Here is a 21,928-nt window from a genome sequence, read left to right on the forward strand (position 1 = left end):
AGTTATATTCTTTCGAACTGAATTACAGGCCGTTAGCAGCGTTTAATTTCCGCTGACCTGCAACGCACATGACTTTGGGTAGATATAATTAGGTTAGCTTTTTTTCTGTGTAAAAAACAAGCGCTAACACACAGCAATATCTACGTCGGATCAAACAAAAGACTGATTCTGGCCGATAAGTGACATATTATTTTTCGAGTTGATAAATGCCACGTTGACGACAAAAGGATCACGGCAAAAATAGGCGAGACAAATCGCGACTGCTAACAAATAAGCCGTAAATATTACGGCTTAACGGTAAAGTCTTAATTGATTATAGCAGGTTACCTTTTGGCGCGTTTTCGGCACTATCTGGCTTATTCTGCTGCGGTATTTGACGGCCTTGCACGGGTTTGAAATGGCTATATATGAGCGCGACCACAAAAAATAATGCCTGAATAATGACAATACAGGGGCCAGTTGCACCATCAATATGGAAACTGATCAGCGTTCCTAATACGCAGGAGACAACAGACACTAATGTAGCGACAATCAACATCCTGTCAAAACTGCGACAAATCATAAAGGCGATAATACCTGGGGCGATTAGCATAGCGATCACCAAAATAACCCCAACAGCCTGCAGCGATGCCACAATTGTTAATGCCAGCAAGCAAAGTAACCCATAGTGCAGAAACTTGACGGGTAGCCCAATGACTCGCGCATGATTTGGGTCAAAACAGTAAAGCATGAAGTCTTTACGTTTTAGGAGCACCACGAGCAGGGTGAAACCGGCAATCCACAAGGTCTGCTTCAATTCTGCCAATGAAATACCGAGCATATTACCGAATAAAATATGGCTAAGGTGCTGGTCTGTATCCATGCGGGAGAACAGCACTATGCCAAAGGCAAACATGCCTGAGAAGACAATCCCCATGACGGTATCTTCTTTGACTCGGCTATTTTCTTTTAAATAGCCCGTCGCGACAGCACAAAAAATGCCTGAGACAAACGCACCGATAACGAGCGGAATACCAAGCCAAAAGGCCAGTACGATCCCCGGTAATACGGCGTGAGAGATGGCATCTCCCATCAATGACCAGCCTTTTAGTACCAAATAGCATGACAAGACCGCACATACGACACCGGTAATAATTGCGGCGACGATTGCCCGCTGCATAAATGGATACGCGAAAGGATCACTGATCAGACTGAACAATGTATTCATACGTTGTCCTCCGGCCGCTGTTGTAGCGAATGACGACGTTTTTGGCGAGTCCGGAAGCGGGTTGCTACCAACCCATGTTTGGGAGCAAAGACAAAGGCAAACAAGAATACCAATGTTTGCAAGGTCACAATGACCCCACCGGTAGCGCCATCCAGATAGAAACTAAGATAGGCACCCACGGCACTGGTGATGGCACCAATGGCAATTGCGATGATCAGTAAGCGACCAAAGCGGTCAGTGAGTAAATAGGCGGTAGCTCCCGGCGTGACAACCATGGCGATAACTAGAATTGCGCCAACGGTCTGTAATGCCGCGACTGTGCAGGCACTGAGCAGGGTAAAAAACAGAATCTTCAAGCGCAGAGGTGATAACCCGATGGACAACGCATGGCTTTCATCGAAAAATACCGCCAGCAAGTCCTTCCAGATCAGGCATAAAATCACGAAGGACACCAAGATGATGATTTCGACCTGCAAGACATCTTCGTCAGCTATTCCCAAAATATTACCGAAAATAATTGACTGCACATTGACTGACGTCGGGTTGAGCGAAACGATTAATAGCCCCACGGCAAAGAACGTTGAGAAGATAAAACCGATGATCGCATCTTCACGTAGCCGGGTGATGTGCCGCACCAATGTCATCGCCAATGCTGCAAGCATGCCGGTAAAGAATGCGCCAGCAGCATAAGGCAACCCGAGAGCATAAGCACCCGCCACACCAGGAACGACAGAGTGTGAGAGGGCATCACCCATCAGTGACCAGCCTTTCAGCATCAGATAAGCCGACAAGAATGCGCAAACCGCGCCGACAATCGCACTGACCCAGATCGCCTTCACCATATAATTATAGTTAAAAGGTTGCAGTAAAAGTTCCAGCATCAGGGAGTATCCTCTTTCGACTGACTCTGCGCAGGAGGATCATTTTTGGTATGGCCATAAAACACGGCAGGGCGTTCATCATCGGTGATGACGGTGACGGTACGAGGGTCATTGTCATCATGCAATGTACTGCCTGACAGGTTGATATGACGTAAGACACCACCAAATGTCATTTCGAGATTTTTCTGCGTGAAGGTCGTTTCTGTCGGGCCAGCCGCCAACACAGTCTGATTGATCAAAATCACATGGTCACAAAACTCCGGCACGCTGCCGAGGTTATGGGTAGATACCAAAATCAAGTGGCCTTCATCACGTAATGCGCGTAACAAATCAATGATGGCATTTTCTGTTTTGACGTCAACACCCGTAAAAGGCTCATCCAGCAGCAATACTGAACCTTGCTGGGCCAATGCTCGAGCCAAGAACACCCGCTTTTTTTGCCCGCCAGAAAGCTCGCCAATTTGCCGTGACCGTAACGCTGTTAATCCCACCCGTTCAATGGCTTTATCAACGATAGACTTATCTTCACGGCTCGGAATACGCAGAAAATTCATTTTGCCGTAGCGGCCCATCATGACGACATCTTCAACTAGTACGGGGAAGTTCCAGTCTACATCTTCGGTTTGCGGTACATAGGCGATAGTGTTTTGCTTCAACGCATGGCTGATGGGTTTGTGACTCAATTCTACTTTACCGACGCTGGGTTTCACGAGCCCCATAATGCTTTTGAACAGCGTCGATTTACCACTGCCATTGACGCCAACTAACGCACAGATCGTCCCGCCAGTCAGGGAAAAACTGGCGTCATAAATGGCAGTATGCCCATTGTTATAGGTGACAGTGACATCATCTACTATTAGCTCAGGGCGGACAAAAACAGCTTGATTCATTGACCAAATCCTTTCGCGATAGTTTGTACCGTGGTGTTAATCAGGTCGATATATGTCGGGACCGGACCTTTCTCATTGGAGAGAGAATCAACATATAACACCCCACCATATTGCGCACCGGTTTCTTTGCTTACTTGTTTAGCCGGTTTATCCGAAATGGTACTTTCGCTGAATATCACGGGGATTTTATTGGCGCGCATAGTATCAATGACATGACGCACTTGCTGTGGGGAGCCTTGTTCTTCCGCGTTAATTGGCCACAAATACACTTCTTTGAAACCGTAATCTTTGGCTAAATAGCTAAATGCCCCTTCACTGGTGACCAGCCAACGCTGTTCAGCGGGGATGCGAGCGAGGCGTTCACGTAATGGCGCGTCCAGTGCGGCAATTTTTTCTGCGTAAGCTTTAGCATTGCGATTATAGGTTTCAGCATGGGCTGGATCGTGTTCAACCAGTGCCTTACGAATATTTTCGATATAGATGAGTGCATTTGAGGGAGACATCCAGGCATGTGGATTAGGGATACCTTTATATGGCCCTTCACGGATAGGTAACGGCGTAATGCCATCTGTGACGACAACGGATGGCACATCTTTGATGTTCTCGAAGAAGCGCTCAAACCACCGCTCCAGATTCATACCATTCCATAAAATCAAATCTGCTGATTGCGCTTTAACGATATCCCGCGGCGTAGGCTGATAATCATGAATCTCTGCCCCAGGTTTAGTGATCGATTCAACCACGGCAGCATCACCGGCGACATTTTGCGCGATATCCTGAATGATTGTGAAGGTCGTCACAATTTTGAATTTTTTATCAGGGTCACTGGACTTATTTTCTGCTAAGGCCGAGGCACTGATTAGCGATGAAAATGCAACAAGAACAAATAAGGCCATAGCACGTAAAAAACGTGGTGTGGTAGTGTCGATGGAGTGCAGGTAGGGCATTTTTTTCTTAGTAAACATGGCGATGTTCCCTTTCTTTAAATGAAAATGATTATCAATATCATTGACGATCAAGTCAAGCCTTGCCATACAATAAACTAAAACTTACGGATAGTTACCGAATATAGCCTGATCATTATGTTGATAATGGTCAAACTAGCCCAAAAAATCTATTTGGAGGCGATGACAACTTGTATATGCTACAAAACGGCTTATCAGCACGGGGAATACTGTGAATCCAAAAGTCGGTTGCCTAATGGCAATTTTATTGCTGGCGGGGTGTGCGAAACAAACTCCGCCACCGCAAGCAAGTAACGGGTGGCTCAAGAAAGCACCCCAGAGTGGTTTTCTTAACGCGCCGAAAAGCAGCGCCGGTTCAACGACAGTTGCCTATAGCGATGTCATTAAACAAGCTGCCAGCCATTATGGCGTTGATGAAACCTTAATTAAGGCCATTATTCAGGTGGAGTCTGGTTATAACCCAGATGTCGTGAGTACGTCTAATGCCGTGGGTTTGATGCAAATTAAAGCGTCGACTGCGGGTCGTGATGCGTACCGGATGAAAGGGCGCAATGGGCAGCCAAGCTCAGGCGAATTAAAAGATCCAGTGAAGAATATTGATATCGGTGCGGCTTATATCAATATTTTGCAAAACCAACAGTTGGCGGGGATAAATGATCCGCAAACGTTGCGTTATGCCACTATCGTTTCTTATGCCAATGGTGCGGGTGCTATGTTGCGGACTTTCTCATCAGATAAACGTCTGGCAGTGAATAAAATTAATAGTCTCAGTCCCAACGAATTTTATCAGCATATACAAAAGAAGCATCCGGCCGCGCAAGCACCACGTTATTTGTGGAAAGTTGATACCGCTTACCGGGCGATGTCAGAATAATATTAAAACGCTAACCGATGTCGTTTATGGATGCTGTTACTCATATCCTTCTCAACATCTCGCAGTATCAACATCGGCTAGCGTTTCACTTTAACTGTTCAATCTTTCTTTCTATTCGTTATGCAATGACTGGATGGTAGTTGGCAATAATATCCAGTACGCCATTGATAATAAATTGTACCCCCATGCACACCAGCAAGAACCCCATCAAGCGTGAAATGGCCTCAATGCCACCTTTGCCAACCCAGCGCATGATAGCGCCTGAGCTGAGCAATGAACCCCAGAGGATTAAGGATACAGCGAGAAATATCAGCACTGGCGCGACAGTGACTACCCATGGACTAAACTGGGTATGACCCTGCACTGAGGCGGCAGAGCTGATGATCATAGCGATAGTCCCTGGCCCTGCGGTACTCGGCATCGCCAATGGTACAAAGGCAATATTGATGGATTTACGTTTCTTCAAATCCTGTGATTTGGCTTCTAACTGCGTGTCTTCAGCCGATTGTTGCGGGAACAGCATGCGAAAGCCAATAAATGCCACAATCAACCCACCCGCAATTCGCAGACCGGGAATCGAAATACCAAAGGTATTCATGACGACCTGACCGGCGTAGTAGGCAATGGTCATAATAAAGAAGACATAAACGGATGCCATCTTCGACTGCTGATTGCGCTCCTCACGAGTCATATTGCCGGATAAACCAAGTAGCAGAGCCACCGTTGTCAATGGGTTTGCCAATGGCAACAGTAATACCAAGCCTAAGCCTATGGCCTTAAATAATTCGAGAATACTCTGCATCAGTCTTGCTCCGAAAATAACATCAAACGTACCCGATGAAAGCAGCGCCTATTAGGCGATTATTCGCGCATCAGGTAAAGAGGTCAGTACGCGTTATAAATACTTATCTTAAATAACACATCCTAATTACTTGCCTAACCACTCTACGCGATACGTTAGGTAAATGGCTAGACCCGATTAATTTGAATAAATGAGTGGGATTGAAGGTGTCTTGATATCAGGCACGTCGGGGATATGTGATATAGATCAAATCTCCTGTGGGGAACAGTTGGTTCAATGTGACAGATCGAGAATAATCATGTCGGCATTAATTTTTGTAAGGAATAGCGTTTTGTGCATTTGTGATATTAGCGTTGAAGATGAATATACTCGCCAGCCTTTGTCAGCTTCTGCAGCATGGGTGCTTGATACACAAGCCGCACGTGCTCGTGGTCGTCTTCGTTTTCTAAAACCAAAACGCCAAGCTCGCCCGCGTTGGCGTTTAGCGCCGTTGAAAGATGCCTACGAAATTCGCTTTTATCCAAACCGGTTACCCGAACTGTGGTTTTTCAGTGCGGAAAGTGCGGCTAGAAAGCGGCTGTAATACTTATTATTTGCCCGCACATGGGCGCAGTAAGTCATCCAATATCCGCATTCTTTCCTCTACCGGAATATACAGCCAGCGAGTAAACCAAGGCGTATTCGGCGTGCATTTTTGGTCTGTCTGGCGGAAATAGCGCTCGAGATCTGACAGATCGCGTTTAATTTTCTGCATTCTCTTTCTCCCCTTGTTAACCACTGAATAAATCATAATCAACAAAATGCGGAAGAAAAACGGATGTAAAGTATTTTATTGTTCAGTATTTAGCGATAGTGGCTTTGGGATGAGAATTAATTCTCGCGAAAGTAAAAGAAAGACGGGGCAGGATGAGCTGATGTTGCGTAATAAATACGGTGTATTGACCAAATAAAACGCCCCGATCGTGTGAACAATCGGGGCGGCGTTCCAGTAACCATTGCTACACGGAAACGGAAATTGATTATGGGCACTTCCTGTAGAAATAGCAATACACCCAGCGCAACTCAAAAGCAATAGATCATAATGTAAATCATTGTTGGTGATAATAAACATCTTTACATCGTGATAGTGGTTGCTATAGCAAGATTATGTCGTGAGCCCAGCTTGTCGCATTTTTTGCTCCATCCATCGACGAGCCTGAACAATTTCTGCGACGGGTTCATCCGCTTTCTCTGTCCACATCTCTATGAGGAAAGCACCACGATAATTCAGTTGCTTAAGCGTTTTAAAGACATTGATAAAATCAACGCACCCTTCACCAAACGGGACATCACGGAATTGCCCTGGTGAATGGTGGGTTACCGGATAAGTGTCTTTCAAATGGATTGCTGCAATGCGATCAATACCTAGCGACAGTTCGTGACTGACATCATTGCCCCAAGCACTCAGGTTGCCCACATCGGGGTAGACAGTAAACCAAGGTGAGGCAAGGCAGCTATCCCACACTTTCCATTTGCTGATTGAGTTGATAAAGGGCGTGTCCATTATCTCCACAGACAGCATGACTTGGGCCGCGGCCGCTTGCTGTACTGCCCATTGTAGCCCTTCGGTAAATCGGCCTACGGTGCCTTCGTCTTGCTCTTCATAATAGACATCGTAACCCGCTAATTGGATGGTACGAATCCCCACATCTTTCGCCAATTGAATAGCCTGCGTCATCAACTGGTAAGCTTGTTTTCTCAGTGCCTCATCATGGCTGCCAAAGGGGAAACGGCGATGAGCGGAGAGACACATGGAGGGAATGGTAATGCCAGTTTCCAACATTGCATCCACCAACGAGAGCCGCTGCTCTTTGCTCCAACTTAAGCGCGAGAGTCTTTCGTCTGTTTCATCAATAGACATTTCAACAAAATCGAAGCCGCAGGCTTTCGCTAAGGCTAAGCGCTCCGGCCAACTGAGCTGCTTAGGTAAGGCTTTTTCATAAATGCCTAATGGATGTTGGCGCATATTATTTCCCCCAAGTAGCATCAATGGCGTGATGGAACGCTGTCGCAACAGCAACCGGTTGTTCGGCTTCAGACAAGGCACGGCCGACAATAAAAGCGCGCACCGCGATGGAATGGAATAACGGTAAATCAGCCGGTGTGATCCCCCCAGTGACTGATAACTCAATCCCTAAGTCAGATAAGGCTTGCATACGTTCTAAATCGGCCTGACCCCAGTTTTGACCGCTGGCTTGCGCATCACGACCTCGGTGATAAATCGCTTGTTTAAGGCCCAAGTCGCGCCAGTTCTTTGCATCTTGTAGCGTCCAGTGACCGAATAGCTCTATCTGAATGTCGCCACCGTACTGCTCGGCAACGTCAAGTGCAGTGGCCATGGTGGCGAGCGGGGCAGCGCAGATAACCGTCATCCAGTTTGCGCCAGCAGAGAAGGCCTGCTGGGCCAATGTGGCACCGGCATCAGCGACTTTCAGATCGGCAACCAATGTATGCTGCGGGTAAAGTTTACGCAGAGCTCTGACGGCCTGAATCCCTTCGCTGATACATAAAATGGTTCCCGCCTCGATAATATCGACGTGAGGATGCAGTTGTGCGGTGGTCGCTAATGCAGCGTCAAGGCTTGTGTGGTCCAGTGCGAGTTGCAATTGAGGTCTGGCGTGCGGAGTTTTCATGATCCCTTTATCCTGAATAATGTTAACGCTGGCGCTTTGTCGGAGTCGTAAAACGCTAATGCAAGGTGCCAAGTGCAGCGACTAGAGCTTGGTAGCGCAGATATTTCTCGTGGTAAGCCTGCGTGACCAGAGGGTCAGGTGGCATGATGGTGAGTTTTGGCGTGATGGCCTGTTGAGCTTCTCTGAAATCAGCAAAGCGCCCTGTACCCACCATGGCGGCCAGTGACGCGCCCAAGCAGCCGGTTTCTTCCACCTGAGGGAGTTCCACCGGTAACCCACTAATATCAGAGAACATTTGCATCCATTGCGCTGATTGAGCGGGTCCGCCGGTGATACGTAATGCACACACTTCTGGGAAGCGTTTTCGCATTCGATTGAGATGGGTCATATGGCTAAATACCACGCCTTCATAAATGGCCTGTGCCAGATGGGGGCGCTGGTGGAAGGACTGCATGCCATAAAATCCGGCGCACATGCCTAACTTGGCATTCGAGCCATATAAAAACGGCACAAATAATAGTGAGCTACTGACCTTGGGTAACGCGGCGATCCATTGGTTAATTTGTCGGTAGTCGGCTGTCCTTGCCTCAGTGCCCAACCATTGTTGGATAAACCAATCCAGATTAGCGGCAGATGTCGGGCTCGCTTCATGCACGATATATTGGCCGGTTTCGGCATAACGTCCATAAACAAAGGGATATTCGAGGTCAGATTGAAGCTGGTCGGCAATCCCAGAGGTCACCGCCCAAGTGCCCATCACTGCATTTAAGCGGCTTTGATCTTTGAGCCCCGCACACAAAGCGGTGGAGACGATATCAAACAGACCACCGACCACGGGCAAACCGACGGGCAGACCCGTCGCATCGGATGCCGCCTGTGTTAGGGTGCCCACGATATCTGTAGCGCCCACAATCGGGGGGAGCGCACTGACTATTTCTTCGATGCCCAGTAATTGGGCTAACGCAGGTTGATAGCCCCCCTCAGCCATTGAATAGAGATTGGACTCTGAAATATTGGTTTCTTCGCAACCTAACTGGTCAGTCAGGCGATAACGGAGATAATCGTGGGCCATCAAGACACTGCCAATTTGCTGATATCGGGCAGCTTGGTTTACTTTCAACCAACGCAATAATGAGACAGGATGCCCAGTCCACAGTGTCTGACGAGTCGTAGGATAGAGCATCTGAGGTATGCCATCTTGCTGCCACTGCTTAACGATGGCCAGCGCGCGCTGGTCGGAAGACAGTATGGCGTTTCCTAGCGGTTTACCTTGCTTATCAAGCAGAAACAAACCCTTACCTTGTGCGGAAATACCCAGACCTTGGATATGACTGGGGGGCGTTATCTGACGGGCAAGTAATTGGCGGATGACGTCGGTCATGGCATGCCATAGCACGTTCATATCCCGCTCTGCCCAGCCCGGTTGTGGGCTAATAATGGCTAAATTTTGCCGAGCGATACCGCATTCATTTCCGTCTCTGTCATATAAGCCGGCTTTAATAAATGTGCCGCCACAATCGATACCTAACCAATATTCCATTTCAGCCTCCGGCAATCATCGTTAATATATTTGGCTGTTTTTAGCCAATAGGGGGCTGTAGCCAGATATATCGATATATCTGGACGCCGTGATTTTATTGCCTGTTCTTGACGCTAATGGCGAAGAATTAAACTTACGGTTAAAGCGCTAAGATTTTTGCCCAAACAGTTTCATTCACCGGAATACCATCGCGCTGATTTTCTGCTTTGATACGTGGGAATTTGTGCCCCGGTAGACGAATAGCCACCTCTGGATTATCGCGCTCAGCTTGGATGACATAATCACAAATGCGTTTTAGCTTCTCATCGCGTGTTTTGCCGTCAATCAGCCGATCAACATCAATGGCCATAAACACCTGTGAAATGCAGAATTCATCTGACTTATCTTCGCTGACTTCCGCGACTGATAGGCCACCAGAGAGCAGGGTAGCCATCATATCTAACACGATGGATAAGCCTGACCCTTTCCAATAGCCCATAGGTAGAATACGGCGATTCTCCTCAATAATGGCGGGGTCACGGGTCAGATTGCCATCATTATCGAAGCCGCCATCAACGGGGAGGGTATTGCCTGCTAGCCGGTTAACTTCCAGCCTGCCGTAGGAGAACATCGACATCGACATATCCACCATGGTGATGGTTTCACCGGGTATCGCGATGATCAACGGATTCGTCCCAATGCGGCACTCTTTTGCTCCCCAAGGTGGCATAACCGCAATAGCGTTTGTCCAGCAGATACCGATATAACCTTTCTCTGCTGCTTGCCAGCCATAGGCTCCGCCCCGCATCCAATGGTTGGCGTTACGCAACGCCACTACGCCAATCCCTTGCTTGTCGGCCAAGACCATGGCTCTGTCCATCATCTGTCGAGCGGTGAGGTTGCCGATGGCCTGATGAGCATCCCATTGTTCAATGGCACCAAAGGCAGAAGCTCTGGTGGGGATGGCTTCGGGAACGATGTCACCCGCTTCTAATTGTTGAATGAAACGCGGGAATCGATTGACTCCATGTGAATAAACACCGTACTCAGTGGTTTGCGCGAACATCTCAGCGCAGGCATCGGCGGTTGCTTCATTCACTTTTCGCGCCAAAAGCACTCGCTTAAATTCGGCCTTTAACTGCTGATAGCTCACTCTCATGACACACTCCCTAGCGGTATTTGATAAGTGCCGGACGGAACCGGCACCGTAGAAAAGAATTAGCGGGTTCTATGAGCCATAGGTATTTAACCATAGGTATTTAGCCGGATACGGTAGAGCGACTTTCCCGCGGTGATATAGAGTTCGTCGCCGTCTGGCCCGCCAAAGGTACAGTTTGAAACTTGCTCTGGAACAGGAATTTTGCCTAACAACACGGCCTGTGGGGTAAAGACCAAAACACCATCGGCGCAACTGCAAAACACATTGCCGGCATGGTCGACACAGAAACCATCTGGGAAACCTGGCGCAACGTCAGCAAAAAAACGCCCCTCGCCCAATTGCCGATCCTTGACGGGATAAAGCCGTAATTGCCGCCGTCCCTGTGTTGGAAAGTCGACGATAGACATATCTGCCACATACATAAATTGTTCATCTGGCGAAAATGCTAACCCGTTGGGCCGCTGCAAGTCGCAGGCCGCGATGTTCAGTGAATTATCTTTTGGATCAAAACAGTAGAGATAACAGCCAATCACCTGGCTTTCCGATTTATACCCCTCATCATCGCCGGTAATGCCATAAGGAGGATCGGTAAACCATAACGTGCCGTCAGATTTCACCACGATATCGTTGGGTGAATTAAATCGTTTGCCGTCAATGCGGTCGACCAATAACGTGATATTTCCCTGTGGGTCAGTCCGGCTAATGGCGCGTCGGCCGTGTTCACAACTGACTATCGACCCATCAGCCAGACGAGCATTGCCATTAGCAAAATTAGCCGATGAACGATAAAGGCTTAGCTCACCACTGCGGTGCCAGCGGAACATGCGATTGCCTTTTACATCGCTGAAAACGACAGCATTTTCTTGTGGTAACCAAACGGGCCCCTCAGCCCAAATCGCTGGCGAGCATAAGCACGCCAGTTGGCTATCGGCGGCCAACACCGCCGATAATTCCCTGATATCCGTTTCAGCCAGCATCAAACTTGTCATCGTTGTTGCCTCCGACCTAAGATTTACGCTCGGCCTACTTGATGCCCCAGATAGCTTTATAGTGGCCCTGATAATCATTCTGTGGGTCAAACATCTGCTTATCGCCACCGTCACTGCTGATATTGTCGCGGGTGACGAGATGGGCTGGCGTTACATAACCTGATGGGGGTTGTTTGGCGAAAGCACGGTTAAATTCATCCAATAACTGCCAGCCATGGAGTTTTAGCGGTTCTGGCACGGTGGCAGATTGGCTATCAGCAGAGCGGATACGCTGATAGGCCGAAATCGAACCATCACCCGCTGAAATGTTGTACGGCGCATTTTTGCCTCCTTTACCTGCGGTCTTAAGCGCTGGCGCCATAAAGTCAAAATAGAGGTCGTTAATGGCCAAAGCATATTGGAAGTTATCACCGTGCTTTTGCAGCAAGCTGAAGGTCATTGCTGGCATACGGTTGGCCGTGTCTGCCAGCGGGGTATCGATAAACTCGACAACCTGACATCCGGTACATTTTTCAATGGTCTGCTTCATCACATTGGCTTTATCTAAGGCGATTTGATAAAGCGAATCAGTGAAAATCAGCACCTTAGCTTGGCCTTCCGATTTCGCTACGGCATACAGTGCTGCGATACGGGCCACATCATTTGAGTCGGATGTAACGTTGTAGAAAATATTGTAGTTCGGTACTGGCCCCGGTTCGGGAACGGCATGCCAAGCTGTTAGCACAATGCCTTGTGCAATCGCTTTTTTGAGCGGGATTTTAGCAACGTTCGGGTTCCAGCCACCGATAACAATGCCATCTGGTTTTTGTGCAATGGCTTGATTTAACGACGATAGCTGATCTTTTACCGAGCCGCCGCCATCGAGAGTTTCCAGTTTCCAGCCCGCAGCTTTAGCGGCTTGTGATAACCCCTCTTGTACTCCTTGTACGCCGCCATTCTTCATGTCAGACGCGATAAAGATAATGTGCTTGTTCGGTTGCAATGCTGGGCCGGTAGTGGGGCCATCCCACTCGGTGACACTGGATGTTGCTTTGCTCACGGCGGCTTTAGCCTCATCAAGATAACTATCTGCCCAGCTGGGTAATGTGGTGGCAAGTACACCGGTAAAAAGTAAGCCCTGTAAGATCAAATTACGTTTCATATTCTGTTCCTTGGTGAGGTTAAGAATTGATGACATTTTTAGTATTACCCTGCACTTGGCTGGGTTTGATGGCTTTTTGATTTAATAATCTGCGCCGTTGGGCGTAACCGGCTAATGTGATAGAAAGCAGCAGTGTGGCACCGTTGAACAGAGGCTCAACCCAGAATTCGCCGCCAAATTGTTGAATGCCGGCAATACCAATGGCCAGAATCGAAATCCCAACAACCGTTCCCCAGATATTCACTCTACCCGGACGAATAGTGGTACTCCCCAGGAAAGCCCCTACCAGTGCAGGTAGCAGATAGTCCATTCCGACACTGGCCTGACCAACCCCTTGTTCAGCGGCAATAAGTACGCCACTGAAGCCAGTTAATACACTCGAAGCGACAAAGGCACCGATAGTAAAACGATTGACTGAAATCCCATTGAGCCTTGCAGCCGCAGGATTGCCGCCCACCGCATACATGCAACGACCGAGCGGCGTGTGTTCGGTGATAAGCCATAGCACCACGGCAATAATCAAGACATAAAAGGCCACGATGGGAATACCGAATATTTCGGTGTGATGTAGGGCAATAAAAGCATCTGGCAAGTCCCCAACGATTTGACGGCCACCAGAGTGCCAGAGGGCGAGGGCATAGAGCACCGTACCTGAGCCTAATGTGGCAACAAAGCTGTCAATATCGGCTAGTGCCACTAAAATCCCGTTTAAAAGCCCATAAAGTGCAGAGAGAATGAGCACAGTCAGGACGGCGAATTGCCATGAAAAGCCATATTGCACTTGCAGGGTGATCGCTAAGATGTGCCAGAGCACGATACCGAAACCGACGTTTAAGTCGATTTTGCCAACAATCATGGGAATGGTGGCAGCCAGCGCCAGCAACGCAATTTTTGATTTGCTGGCTAAAATAGCCTGCAATGTGAGCATTGAGGCGAACGACGGCGTGGTCAGTGAGAAAACCAAGACTAAGATGAAGCACAGCAACAGTAAACCGTAGCGGGTCATACCTTGCATGGCCCAAGCACCGAAACCGTGCTCACTGAGGCTGACGCGTTGTTCAAGCGCTGTCGATTTTATCGATGTTTTAGACATAACACTCTCCGGAATCTGGGTATTACAATGCCATGACATTAGTCATGCCATTACTCGCTCAGATATCTTTTTTAAACAGGTGTAGCTTCCCCGGTGCTGGCAGATGCCAGCTCCAATAAATTCGCGAACGAGACCTGCTCATTACGCAGTTCGCCGACAACTTCGCCACGATTAAAGACCAATGCTCGGTTACAGATATGCGCGATTTCCTCTAAATCATTGGAAATCACTAAAACAGCGACGCCTTCTGCTAAGGATTTGTTGAGTAGATGATAAATCTCGGCCCGAGCACCCACATCCACGCCTGCGGTGGGATCTTCAAGAATCAGTAAGGGTGCGCCAAGATGCATCCAGCGAGCCATAACCACTTTTTGTTGATTACCGCCGGAAAGGGCGCTGATATCAATATTGACGTCTTTGGGACGAACATCGAATAACTGTACTTTCCACCAACTTTCACCGACCTCGCGGCGAGTGCTATAACGAGAAAGGAGCTTGTGGCCGCTTGCGATTGGATTAATGAATAAATTTTCACGCACCGACATCGACATCACTAAGCTTTCGCCCGTGCGATCGCCAGCCACCAATGAGACACCTGCGTCCATCGCTTCCTGCGGTGAAGAAGCCGTGTAGGGATGATCACGGAAAATAATTTCGCCATGATCGCAATGGCGTAAACCAAACAATAGGCGGCCCAACTCTTCTTGACCGGCTCCCCGCAAACCGGCCAACGCCAGCATCTCACCCGGTTGCAGATTGAACGTGACGGGGCCAATCTCGCCCACAACGACATTTTTGAGTTGTAATACGGGTTTGTTAGCCACCGGTAAGGGTTCGCGCTGAGAATCGCCCATCGCTTCCCCCACAATCATCTGGACCAAGTCTCGCAATGTATAATCTGCAGTATGTCCCCCTGCAACGTAACGCCCATCGCGCATTACACAAACGCGATCGGCAATTTCAATCACTTCATCTAAACGATGAGTCACGTAAATCATGCCGACTTGCTTTGCTCGTAAGCGATTAATGACTTCAAATAAATGTCGGACATCATTGGCAGGGAGTGAAGCCGTTGGTTCATCCAGCACTAACACTTCCGCATTGACGGCCACGGCACGGGCAATGGCTAACAGTGACTTTTCTGTACGAGAGAGTTCGAAGACACGGGCATCGGGGGAAAGATCGATGCCGATATCCTGTAATGCACGGCTGGCTTGCTGGCGAATTGCTGACCAATTGATTAAGCCTAATCGGCGTGGGAAGCCCATCACAAGCGCCATATTCTCAGCAACAGTCATCCAGTCAATCAACCCGAGATCCTGATGAATAAAAGCGATAGGCTGATGAGTATCACTTTTAATTTCGGCGGCAGAACGGATGTTATTTCCTTGAAATAAAATCTCACCGCTGTCACGTGGGTAGACGCCTGCGAGCACCTTGATTAAGGTGGATTTACCTGCACCGTTTTCACCGAGTAAAGCCAATACTTCGCCAGGCATGACATCAAGGCTGACATCATTGACCGCGATATTACCGCCAAATCCTTTGATGATATGGCGCATCGAGAGAATGGGGTGGCCCTGTTCGGTGGTATTCATCAATGTGAAGCCCCTTATCCAGCGAAAACCTTGGTTCACAGTCATCGCGATTTAATGGTGTCGAGTGTAAACTAGACTCTATATTTCAATATGCGAAATCTGATTTCAAAAATCATATGCCGTTATGTTAGCGAAAGCAAAAGAAGTGAATAATTAGTTATTCATTAAAAACAATTAGTTAAATATTTGTTTGCGGAAGTGTGACGAACTACGCACTTCTAATGTTGGGTAAATGTTGCGAAATAACGTACTTGAAATGAAAGCGAAACACAGTTTCGTGCTTCACACATGACACCGCTTTGGAGTACCATTTCACGCTAAACAATAAGGATATCGTCCATGGCCCTTACACTCTCCGATGATAAGAAAGATAAGCCATTAGGTAGTCAAAGCCTGTTTCGCGGGTTGCAACTGATTGAGATTCTAAGTAATTACCCTAATGGTTGTCCATTGGCGCATTTATCTGAGCTCGCGGGGATGAATAAAAGCACTGTTCACCGTTTATTACAGGGGCTGCATACCAGTGGTTATGTGACTCAGGCACCTTCACCAGGGAGTTATCGGTTAACGACTAAATTCATCTCTGTGGGGCAAAAGGCTTTATCATCACTGAATATTATTCATGTTGCGGCTCCGCATTTAGAACAACTCAATCTTGAATTAGGCGAGACAGTCAATTTCTCCACTCGGGAAGATGACCACGTTATCCTGATCTACAAACTAGAACCTACGACGGGAATGATGCGTACCCGTGCTTATATCGGGCAGCATATGCCCTTGTATTGTTCAGCGATGGGCAAGATTTTTATGGCCTACGGTAAAAGCGACTATCCCGATGAGTACTGGCAAAGCCATCAGCATGAGATCCAAGCGTTGACCCATAACACGATCACCGAACTGCCTAAAATGTACGAGGAGTTGGCGAATATACGTAAAGCAGGGGTCGCTATGGATCGCGAAGAGAACGAGTTGGGTGTGTCTTGTGTGGCAGCCCCAGTATTTGATATCCAGCAACGCGTACCTTATTCCGTCTCTGTCTCGCTACCGACAGCAAAACTCCAGCAGGTTGGCGTTAAAAATCTGATTAACCCTATTCTGGCGACGGCGCAACGTATTTCACAAGAACTCGGATTCGTGACAACGTAACCTTTAATATGAAATACAAGGACGTTATAGATATGACGTTATAGATATGACGTTATAGATATAGTAAAGGGCGTTCGCATGGATAGAATTGCCCTCATTTCGTTGTTTGTCTTTAGCTATTATCGTCAATCCCTAATTCTAAAACAGACATATCATCCATAAAACAAACGTGTTTTAGACATTAGGAGTCAGGTATGGTTGGCCCATTTATTAACAGCGCCGGTATTATTCTGGGCGGTATTGTGGGCGTTTTACTTGCCCGCCATGTTCCAAAACGCTTGCAAGAAGGGTTGCCGTCTACTTTTGCGTTAGCCTCGATCGCCATCGGTATCGTGATGGTGGTGAAAGTGCATTTTATGCCTGCCGTTGTTTTGGCACTCATTATCGGAACGGCTGTGGGGGAATTATTCTCTCTGGAGCAAGGTGTGAAATGGGGGGCAAATAAGACACGCGGTTTGCTGGAGCGAATCATTCCTTCACGCAGTACGCTGCCCCCTCAGGAGTTTGCGCAAAGCTTCACAGCCATGATCGTCTTGTTTTGTGTGAGTGGTTTAGGGATTGTGGGTTCTTTGACCGAAGGGATAACGGGTGATTTTCAGTTGTTATTTGTCAAAGCGCTGATGGACTTTTTCACCGCATTAATATTTTCTATCTCACTGGGTATTGCGTTGATTGCTATCGCTATACCGCAATTACTGATTCAAATTGCACTGGTTTTGCTCGCTACACTCATCATGCCGTATATGGATGATATCGCCTTTGCTGATTTTTCAGCTTGCGGAGGGATTATTATGATTGCGGTTGGGTTGCGTATTGCCCAAATAAAAATATTCGCGGTGGTCAATCTTTTGCCCGCCTTGCTGCTGGTGGTGCCGATATCCTATTTATGGCGATATTTCATGGGGTAATAGCGAGAAGGGAATACAGACAGGTTTCTGAAACGGCTGGCTTCTTTGCCCATACTTATCATCGAAGTGACCGTTTCAGGAAGATGTTGTGACTTGTTTTAATTGATTATTTTTTATCTAGCCAATCTTACGGCACAAGAATTTGCCTTTTATGACGCCATCAAAAAAACGACCTTTCGATACCACAGATATGAAATTCTGATAAACGCGCTCGGGGACACCCAAATACTGGTAAGTCCCTTGTTCTCGGAACTGTATTTCCAGCATGCGATTTTCAGGATCATATCCAATCGACAAAATTCTGGAAGATGTAACAGGTTGTCGCTGCAATAGTTGACCCTCAGTTTACGGTGTGGCTCTTGTGGTGATCGTAGAGCAGTTTAAGCATGATAACTTTGTCGGCGATCATTATCACTGTTTGACTTGAGTATTAATAAATATTTTCCTCGCAACATTGCCACTGCATCACATGATGAAGAAATGGCTCATCAGCGGAACAGCAACTTGACGAACGAAGTCCTTTTTGTGTTGGTTCAGAGCCAGGAGTTTCTTAAATGCCGCATAGCAAAAATTTGAAGTTTTGGGCTGTAAGGAGCTAGCAGAAAGGCGTTGGGTTCGTGTTTACCAAATGAATAGAGTGACTTAAGCGTGGGCGATTATTACTTTCATCCACTTATATCACTTAAATTATGTCTTGCCGCCCCCTTAAAATAAGGTTTTAACACGATAAAAATAAAATAACAGTTGTATAAGCTGGGGGATTACACTCCAGCATAAGGCTGATAATCATGACAAATAATGTTTCAAGTAGCAGTACTTTAAATATAGGTTACGCAGCAGGCATAGGTTCATTTGATGCCATAAAAGAAGCAGCCTCACCAAAAGGTATCCTAGAACACATCATTAATATTCTCACTTTCGGCGGTGTACGGCGGGGTAATGAAAGTCTTTATAAGGAAGTGATGGAAAAGATGGTTGAGGCTTTAAAAATTACAGATATAGAAAAGCTAGCAAACATCACAATTAACGATATTAATGGATGCGAAGTATCATTCATCATGTCAGAAAGAGATTCAGATAATGTCACAGTGGAAGTCAGAAAAGGTAATTACACTGAGAGCTCTAAAATTAATCTTCAGACCTACAAAGATGTTTGCCGAACATTAAAGCTAAGAGATGAATTACAACTGCCCCAAAACCCTGTGATATTAACAGAGCAAGGTCAAATGAACTTGGCTGGGGTCGACCTTTCGAATGTCGATCTCAGCGAATTCGATTTGTCCCGAGCAAATTTAGTCGGTGCTGACCTGAGTGGTGCCAAATTAGCTAGTGCTAACTTGAATCAGACTAACTTATCTCAAGCTAACCTAAACGGTGCGGATTTAGCAGATTCAGATCTGAAAGGCGCTGATTTGTTCCAAGCAACATTATTTCGAGCAGACTTGGCAGGTGCAAATCTGCGAGGAGCTAACTTGTCCCAAGTAACATTATTTCGTGCCAACTTAGTCAATGCTGATCTGTCGAAAGCAAACCTAACTTCTGCTGAGTTAGGCAATGCTAATCTTAAAGACGCCGACCTTATAGGGGCTGACTTGAGTTGTGCTAATCTGACTAGCGCAAATCTCATAAATGCAGATCTCAGTAGTGCTGACCTCACTTGTGCAAATTTCACTAGCGCTAATCTGACCGATGCTGAACTAGCTAAAGCTAATCTAACTTGTTCAACATTTGCCAATGCCACAATGATAAAAACAGGTATGAGTGGCGTTAAAATGCCAGGGGCTAATCTGACTGGTGCGATAACATCGGGACCCATATGATCGTAATATATAAAGCATAACCCTTCTAATGCAGCGTTAGCTCGTTACATCTTCTAGCGCTGCAATTTCTATTTGCGGTGTCGCTACATGGTTTTCTTATGTGGGAGTGATGCCCAATAAAGACACCATTCTGGGTGGATAAATCAATAATGGGAATGGTAGTATGGCGAGTCCGTTATAGCGTCACACCCTATGCACAAAGCAAATTGTCTATATGAGTGTACATATCAGGCAAAGTAAAGCCTGATAGCGTTTATAACATCTTGATTTTAAATAGTATTGAATTTTGCATGTGATCTGTCGTGTGGGTCACCACTGTAGATAAGGAATTAGAATGCCTGTTATTACCCTTCCTGACGGCAGTCAGCGTCATTACGATCACGCCGTTTCTGCGCTTGATGTTGCTTTAGATATCGGCCCCGGTTTGGCAAAAGCCTGTATCGCTGGCCGTGTCAATGGCGAGCTGGTAGATGCCAGCGACTTGATCGAATCTGATGCTCAACTGGCCATTATCACCACCAAAGATGCTGAAGGGCTGGAGATACTCCGCCACTCTTGTGCACACTTGTTAGGGCACGCCATCAAGCAACTTTGGCCAGATACCAAAATGGCAATCGGCCCAGTTATCGACAACGGTTTCTATTACGATGTCGATATTGACCGTACCTTGACGCAGGAAGACTTGGATCTGCTAGAAAAGCGGATGCATGAACTTGCCGATAAAGATTACGACGTCATTAAGAAAAAGGTCAGTTGGCAAGAAGCCCGTGACACTTTTGCTGCTCGTGGTGAAGATTATAAAGTGGCTATTCTCGATGAGAATATCAGTCGTGATGATCGCCCTGGTTTATATCACCATGAAGAATACGTTGATATGTGTCGTGGCCCACACGTACCGAACATGCGTTTCTGCCATCATTTTAAATTGCAGAAAACTTCCGGTGCTTACTGGCGTGGCGATAGCAATAATAAAATGCTGCAACGTATTTATGGCACGGCTTGGGGTGATAAGAAGCAACTAAATGCTTATTTGCAACGTCTGGAAGAAGCGGCCAAACGCGACCATCGCAAGATTGGTAAGCAACTGGACCTTTACCACATGCAAGAAGAAGCACCGGGTATGGTGTTCTGGCATAACGACGGCTGGACCATCTTCCGTGAGCTGGAAACCTTTGTGCGCACCAAGCTTAAAGAGTACCAGTATCAGGAAGTGAAAGGGCCGTTTATGATGGACCGCGTACTGTGGGAAAAAACGGGGCATTGGGAAAACTATGGCGAACATATGTTTACCACATCCTCAGAAAACCGTGAGTACTGCATCAAGCCAATGAACTGTCCTGGTCACGTTCAGATTTTCAACCAAGGGTTAAAATCATACCGTGACTTGCCATTGCGTATGGCCGAGTTCGGTAGCTGCCACCGTAATGAGCCATCGGGCGCTCTTCACGGCCTCATGCGTGTTCGTGGCTTTACTCAGGATGATGCGCACATTTTCTGTACCGAAGAGCAAGTTCGCGATGAAGTGAACAGTTGCATCAAGATGGTGTACGACATGTACAGCACCTTTGGCTTCGAGAAAATTGTGGTTAAGCTGTCTACTCGTCCTGAAAAACGTATCGGCAGTGATGAGCAATGGACTCGAGCCGAAACCGATTTGGCTGCTGCACTGACTGAAAACGGCATTCCGTTTGATTATCAGCCGGGTGAAGGGGCGTTCTACGGGCCTAAAATTGAATTTACCTTGCATGATTGTTTGGATCGTGCGTGGCAGTGTGGTACCGTACAGCTCGATTTCTCATTACCGGGCCGCTTAAGTGCGTCTTACATCGGCGAAAACAATGATCGTCAGGTGCCGGTAATGATTCACCGGGCCATTTTGGGGTCGATAGAGCGTTTTATCGGTATTTTAACCGAAGAATACGCAGGCTTCTTCCCAACGTGGTTAGCTCCGGTACAAGTCGTGGTGATGAATATCACCGATAGCCAGTCTGATTATGTCCAACAAGTGACCAAAAAACTGCAAGATGCAGGGATTAGGGCAAAAGCGGACTTGAGAAATGAGAAGATTGGCTTTAAAATTCGAGAACATACGTTGCGTCGAGTTCCATATATGTTGGTCTGTGGCGATAAAGAGGTCGAGTCAGGCAAGATTGCCGTTCGTACCCGCCGCGGTAAAGACTTGGGAAGCTTGGATGTCAACGTGGTCGTAGACCAGCTGCTAGCAGAAATTCGCAGCCGTAGTCTTCATCAACTGGAGGAATAAA

General features: G+C 47.2%; 21 protein-coding genes. 6 read left to right on the forward strand and 15 right to left on the reverse strand.

Annotated features, from left to right (window positions below; genetic code table 11):
• Positions 1 to 313 precede the first annotated feature (313 nt).
• The 4 genes from yfeD to yfeA are packed head-to-tail and all read right to left on the reverse strand — an operon-like array spanning position 314 to position 3,943.
• Positions 314 to 1,207 (reverse strand): iron/manganese ABC transporter permease subunit YfeD, encoded by an 894-nt coding sequence (yfeD, locus tag DA391_RS10400; RefSeq protein ID WP_050080631.1) that lies wholly within the window; start codon positions 1,205 to 1,207, stop codon positions 314 to 316.
• The gene (yfeC, locus tag DA391_RS10405; protein ID WP_050080632.1) at positions 1,204 to 2,088 is read right to left on the reverse strand and encodes an iron/manganese ABC transporter permease subunit YfeC; all 885 of its coding nucleotides are present in this window, start codon (positions 2,086 to 2,088) and stop codon (positions 1,204 to 1,206) included. Before yfeC ends, yfeD begins: the two co-directional genes overlap by 4 nt.
• Complete coding sequence (yfeB, locus tag DA391_RS10410; RefSeq protein ID WP_050080633.1) at positions 2,088 to 2,978, reverse strand: iron/manganese ABC transporter ATP-binding protein YfeB; 891 nt, start codon at positions 2,976 to 2,978, stop codon at positions 2,088 to 2,090. Before yfeB ends, yfeC begins: the two co-directional genes overlap by 1 nt.
• Positions 2,975 to 3,943 carry an iron/manganese ABC transporter substrate-binding protein YfeA gene (yfeA, locus tag DA391_RS10415; RefSeq protein WP_050080634.1) on the reverse strand — a complete coding sequence of 323 codons (969 nt, stop codon included), beginning with the start codon at positions 3,941 to 3,943 and terminating at the stop codon, positions 2,975 to 2,977. Before yfeA ends, yfeB begins: the two co-directional genes overlap by 4 nt.
• A 211-nt stretch (positions 3,944 to 4,154) precedes the next feature.
• Between yfeA and DA391_RS10420 the strand changes: the two genes are divergently transcribed.
• Positions 4,155 to 4,817, forward strand: coding sequence for a transglycosylase SLT domain-containing protein (locus DA391_RS10420; protein ID WP_050080635.1), 663 nt, complete (start codon positions 4,155 to 4,157; stop codon positions 4,815 to 4,817).
• 118 nt (positions 4,818 to 4,935) lie between these two features.
• On the opposite strand, the gene DA391_RS10425 is transcribed toward DA391_RS10420, so the two are convergent.
• Positions 4,936 to 5,619: a MarC family NAAT transporter gene (locus tag DA391_RS10425; RefSeq protein WP_050080637.1), complete on the reverse strand. Its 684-nt coding sequence runs from the start codon at positions 5,617 to 5,619 to the stop codon at positions 4,936 to 4,938.
• 331 nt (positions 5,620 to 5,950) lie between these two features.
• On the opposite strand from DA391_RS10425, the gene DA391_RS10430 reads away from it, so the two are divergent.
• Positions 5,951 to 6,202, forward strand: a complete 252-nt coding sequence (locus tag DA391_RS10430; RefSeq protein ID WP_050080638.1) for a hypothetical protein — start codon at positions 5,951 to 5,953, stop codon at positions 6,200 to 6,202.
• A 6-nt stretch (positions 6,203 to 6,208) separates the two neighbouring features.
• On the opposite strand, the gene DA391_RS24340 is transcribed toward DA391_RS10430, so the two are convergent.
• From DA391_RS24340 to DA391_RS10475, 9 genes are all read right to left on the reverse strand, one after another.
• Entirely contained in the window at positions 6,209 to 6,373 is a 165-nt protein-coding gene (locus DA391_RS24340) for a hypothetical protein (protein ID WP_167398169.1), read from the reverse strand.
• 390 nt (positions 6,374 to 6,763) lie between these two features.
• A complete protein-coding gene (locus DA391_RS10440) occupies positions 6,764 to 7,624 on the reverse strand; it encodes an L-ribulose-5-phosphate 3-epimerase (RefSeq protein WP_050080639.1) in 861 nt (286 codons plus the stop codon).
• Between the two features lies 1 nt (position 7,625).
• A complete protein-coding gene (gene ulaD / locus DA391_RS10445) occupies positions 7,626 to 8,291 on the reverse strand; it encodes a 3-keto-L-gulonate-6-phosphate decarboxylase UlaD (protein ID WP_108087682.1) in 666 nt (221 codons plus the stop codon).
• Positions 8,292 to 8,346: 55 nt separating this feature from the next.
• Positions 8,347 to 9,831 (reverse strand): FGGY-family carbohydrate kinase, encoded by a 1,485-nt coding sequence (locus DA391_RS10450; protein WP_108087683.1) that lies wholly within the window; start codon positions 9,829 to 9,831, stop codon positions 8,347 to 8,349.
• Between the two features lie 139 nt (positions 9,832 to 9,970).
• The gene (gene yiaK / locus DA391_RS10455) at positions 9,971 to 10,969 is read right to left on the reverse strand and encodes a 3-dehydro-L-gulonate 2-dehydrogenase (protein ID WP_108087684.1); all 999 of its coding nucleotides are present in this window, start codon (positions 10,967 to 10,969) and stop codon (positions 9,971 to 9,973) included.
• 86 nt (positions 10,970 to 11,055) lie between these two features.
• Positions 11,056 to 11,946: an SMP-30/gluconolactonase/LRE family protein gene (locus tag DA391_RS10460; RefSeq protein ID WP_050285800.1), complete on the reverse strand. Its 891-nt coding sequence runs from the start codon at positions 11,944 to 11,946 to the stop codon at positions 11,056 to 11,058.
• Between the two features lie 46 nt (positions 11,947 to 11,992).
• On the reverse strand, positions 11,993 to 13,099 hold the full coding sequence (locus DA391_RS10465) for an ABC transporter substrate-binding protein (protein WP_050873193.1): 1,107 nt from the start codon (positions 13,097 to 13,099) through the stop codon (positions 11,993 to 11,995).
• 19 nt (positions 13,100 to 13,118) lie between these two features.
• On the reverse strand, positions 13,119 to 14,192 hold the full coding sequence (locus tag DA391_RS10470) for an ABC transporter permease (protein ID WP_057644453.1): 1,074 nt from the start codon (positions 14,190 to 14,192) through the stop codon (positions 13,119 to 13,121).
• Positions 14,193 to 14,263: 71 nt separating this feature from the next.
• On the reverse strand, positions 14,264 to 15,790 hold the full coding sequence (locus tag DA391_RS10475) for a sugar ABC transporter ATP-binding protein (protein ID WP_057644456.1): 1,527 nt from the start codon (positions 15,788 to 15,790) through the stop codon (positions 14,264 to 14,266).
• Positions 15,791 to 16,129: 339 nt separating this feature from the next.
• Between DA391_RS10475 and DA391_RS10480 the strand changes: the two genes are divergently transcribed.
• Both DA391_RS10480 and DA391_RS10485 read left to right on the forward strand, forming a co-directional pair.
• Entirely contained in the window at positions 16,130 to 16,936 is an 807-nt protein-coding gene (locus tag DA391_RS10480; RefSeq protein ID WP_088130064.1) for an IclR family transcriptional regulator, read from the forward strand.
• Between the two features lie 194 nt (positions 16,937 to 17,130).
• Positions 17,131 to 17,844, forward strand: coding sequence for a DUF554 domain-containing protein (locus DA391_RS10485; RefSeq protein WP_050080649.1), 714 nt, complete (start codon positions 17,131 to 17,133; stop codon positions 17,842 to 17,844).
• Between the two features lie 117 nt (positions 17,845 to 17,961).
• Here the strand turns inward: DA391_RS10485 and DA391_RS10490 are convergent, their stop codons facing one another.
• Positions 17,962 to 18,174, reverse strand: coding sequence for a KTSC domain-containing protein (locus DA391_RS10490; protein WP_042806407.1), 213 nt, complete (start codon positions 18,172 to 18,174; stop codon positions 17,962 to 17,964).
• Positions 18,175 to 18,632: 458 nt separating this feature from the next.
• On the opposite strand from DA391_RS10490, the gene DA391_RS10495 reads away from it, so the two are divergent.
• Complete coding sequence (locus DA391_RS10495; RefSeq protein WP_050285706.1) at positions 18,633 to 19,664, forward strand: pentapeptide repeat-containing protein; 1,032 nt, start codon at positions 18,633 to 18,635, stop codon at positions 19,662 to 19,664.
• A 334-nt stretch (positions 19,665 to 19,998) separates the two neighbouring features.
• Positions 19,999 to 21,927 carry a threonine--tRNA ligase gene (thrS, locus tag DA391_RS10500; protein ID WP_049607145.1) on the forward strand — a complete coding sequence of 643 codons (1,929 nt, stop codon included), beginning with the start codon at positions 19,999 to 20,001 and terminating at the stop codon, positions 21,925 to 21,927.
• Position 21,928: the final 1 nt, after the last annotated feature.

The sequence above is a fragment of the Yersinia massiliensis genome (genome assembly GCF_003048255.1).
GTDB lineage: Bacteria > Pseudomonadota > Gammaproteobacteria > Enterobacterales > Enterobacteriaceae > Yersinia > Yersinia massiliensis_A.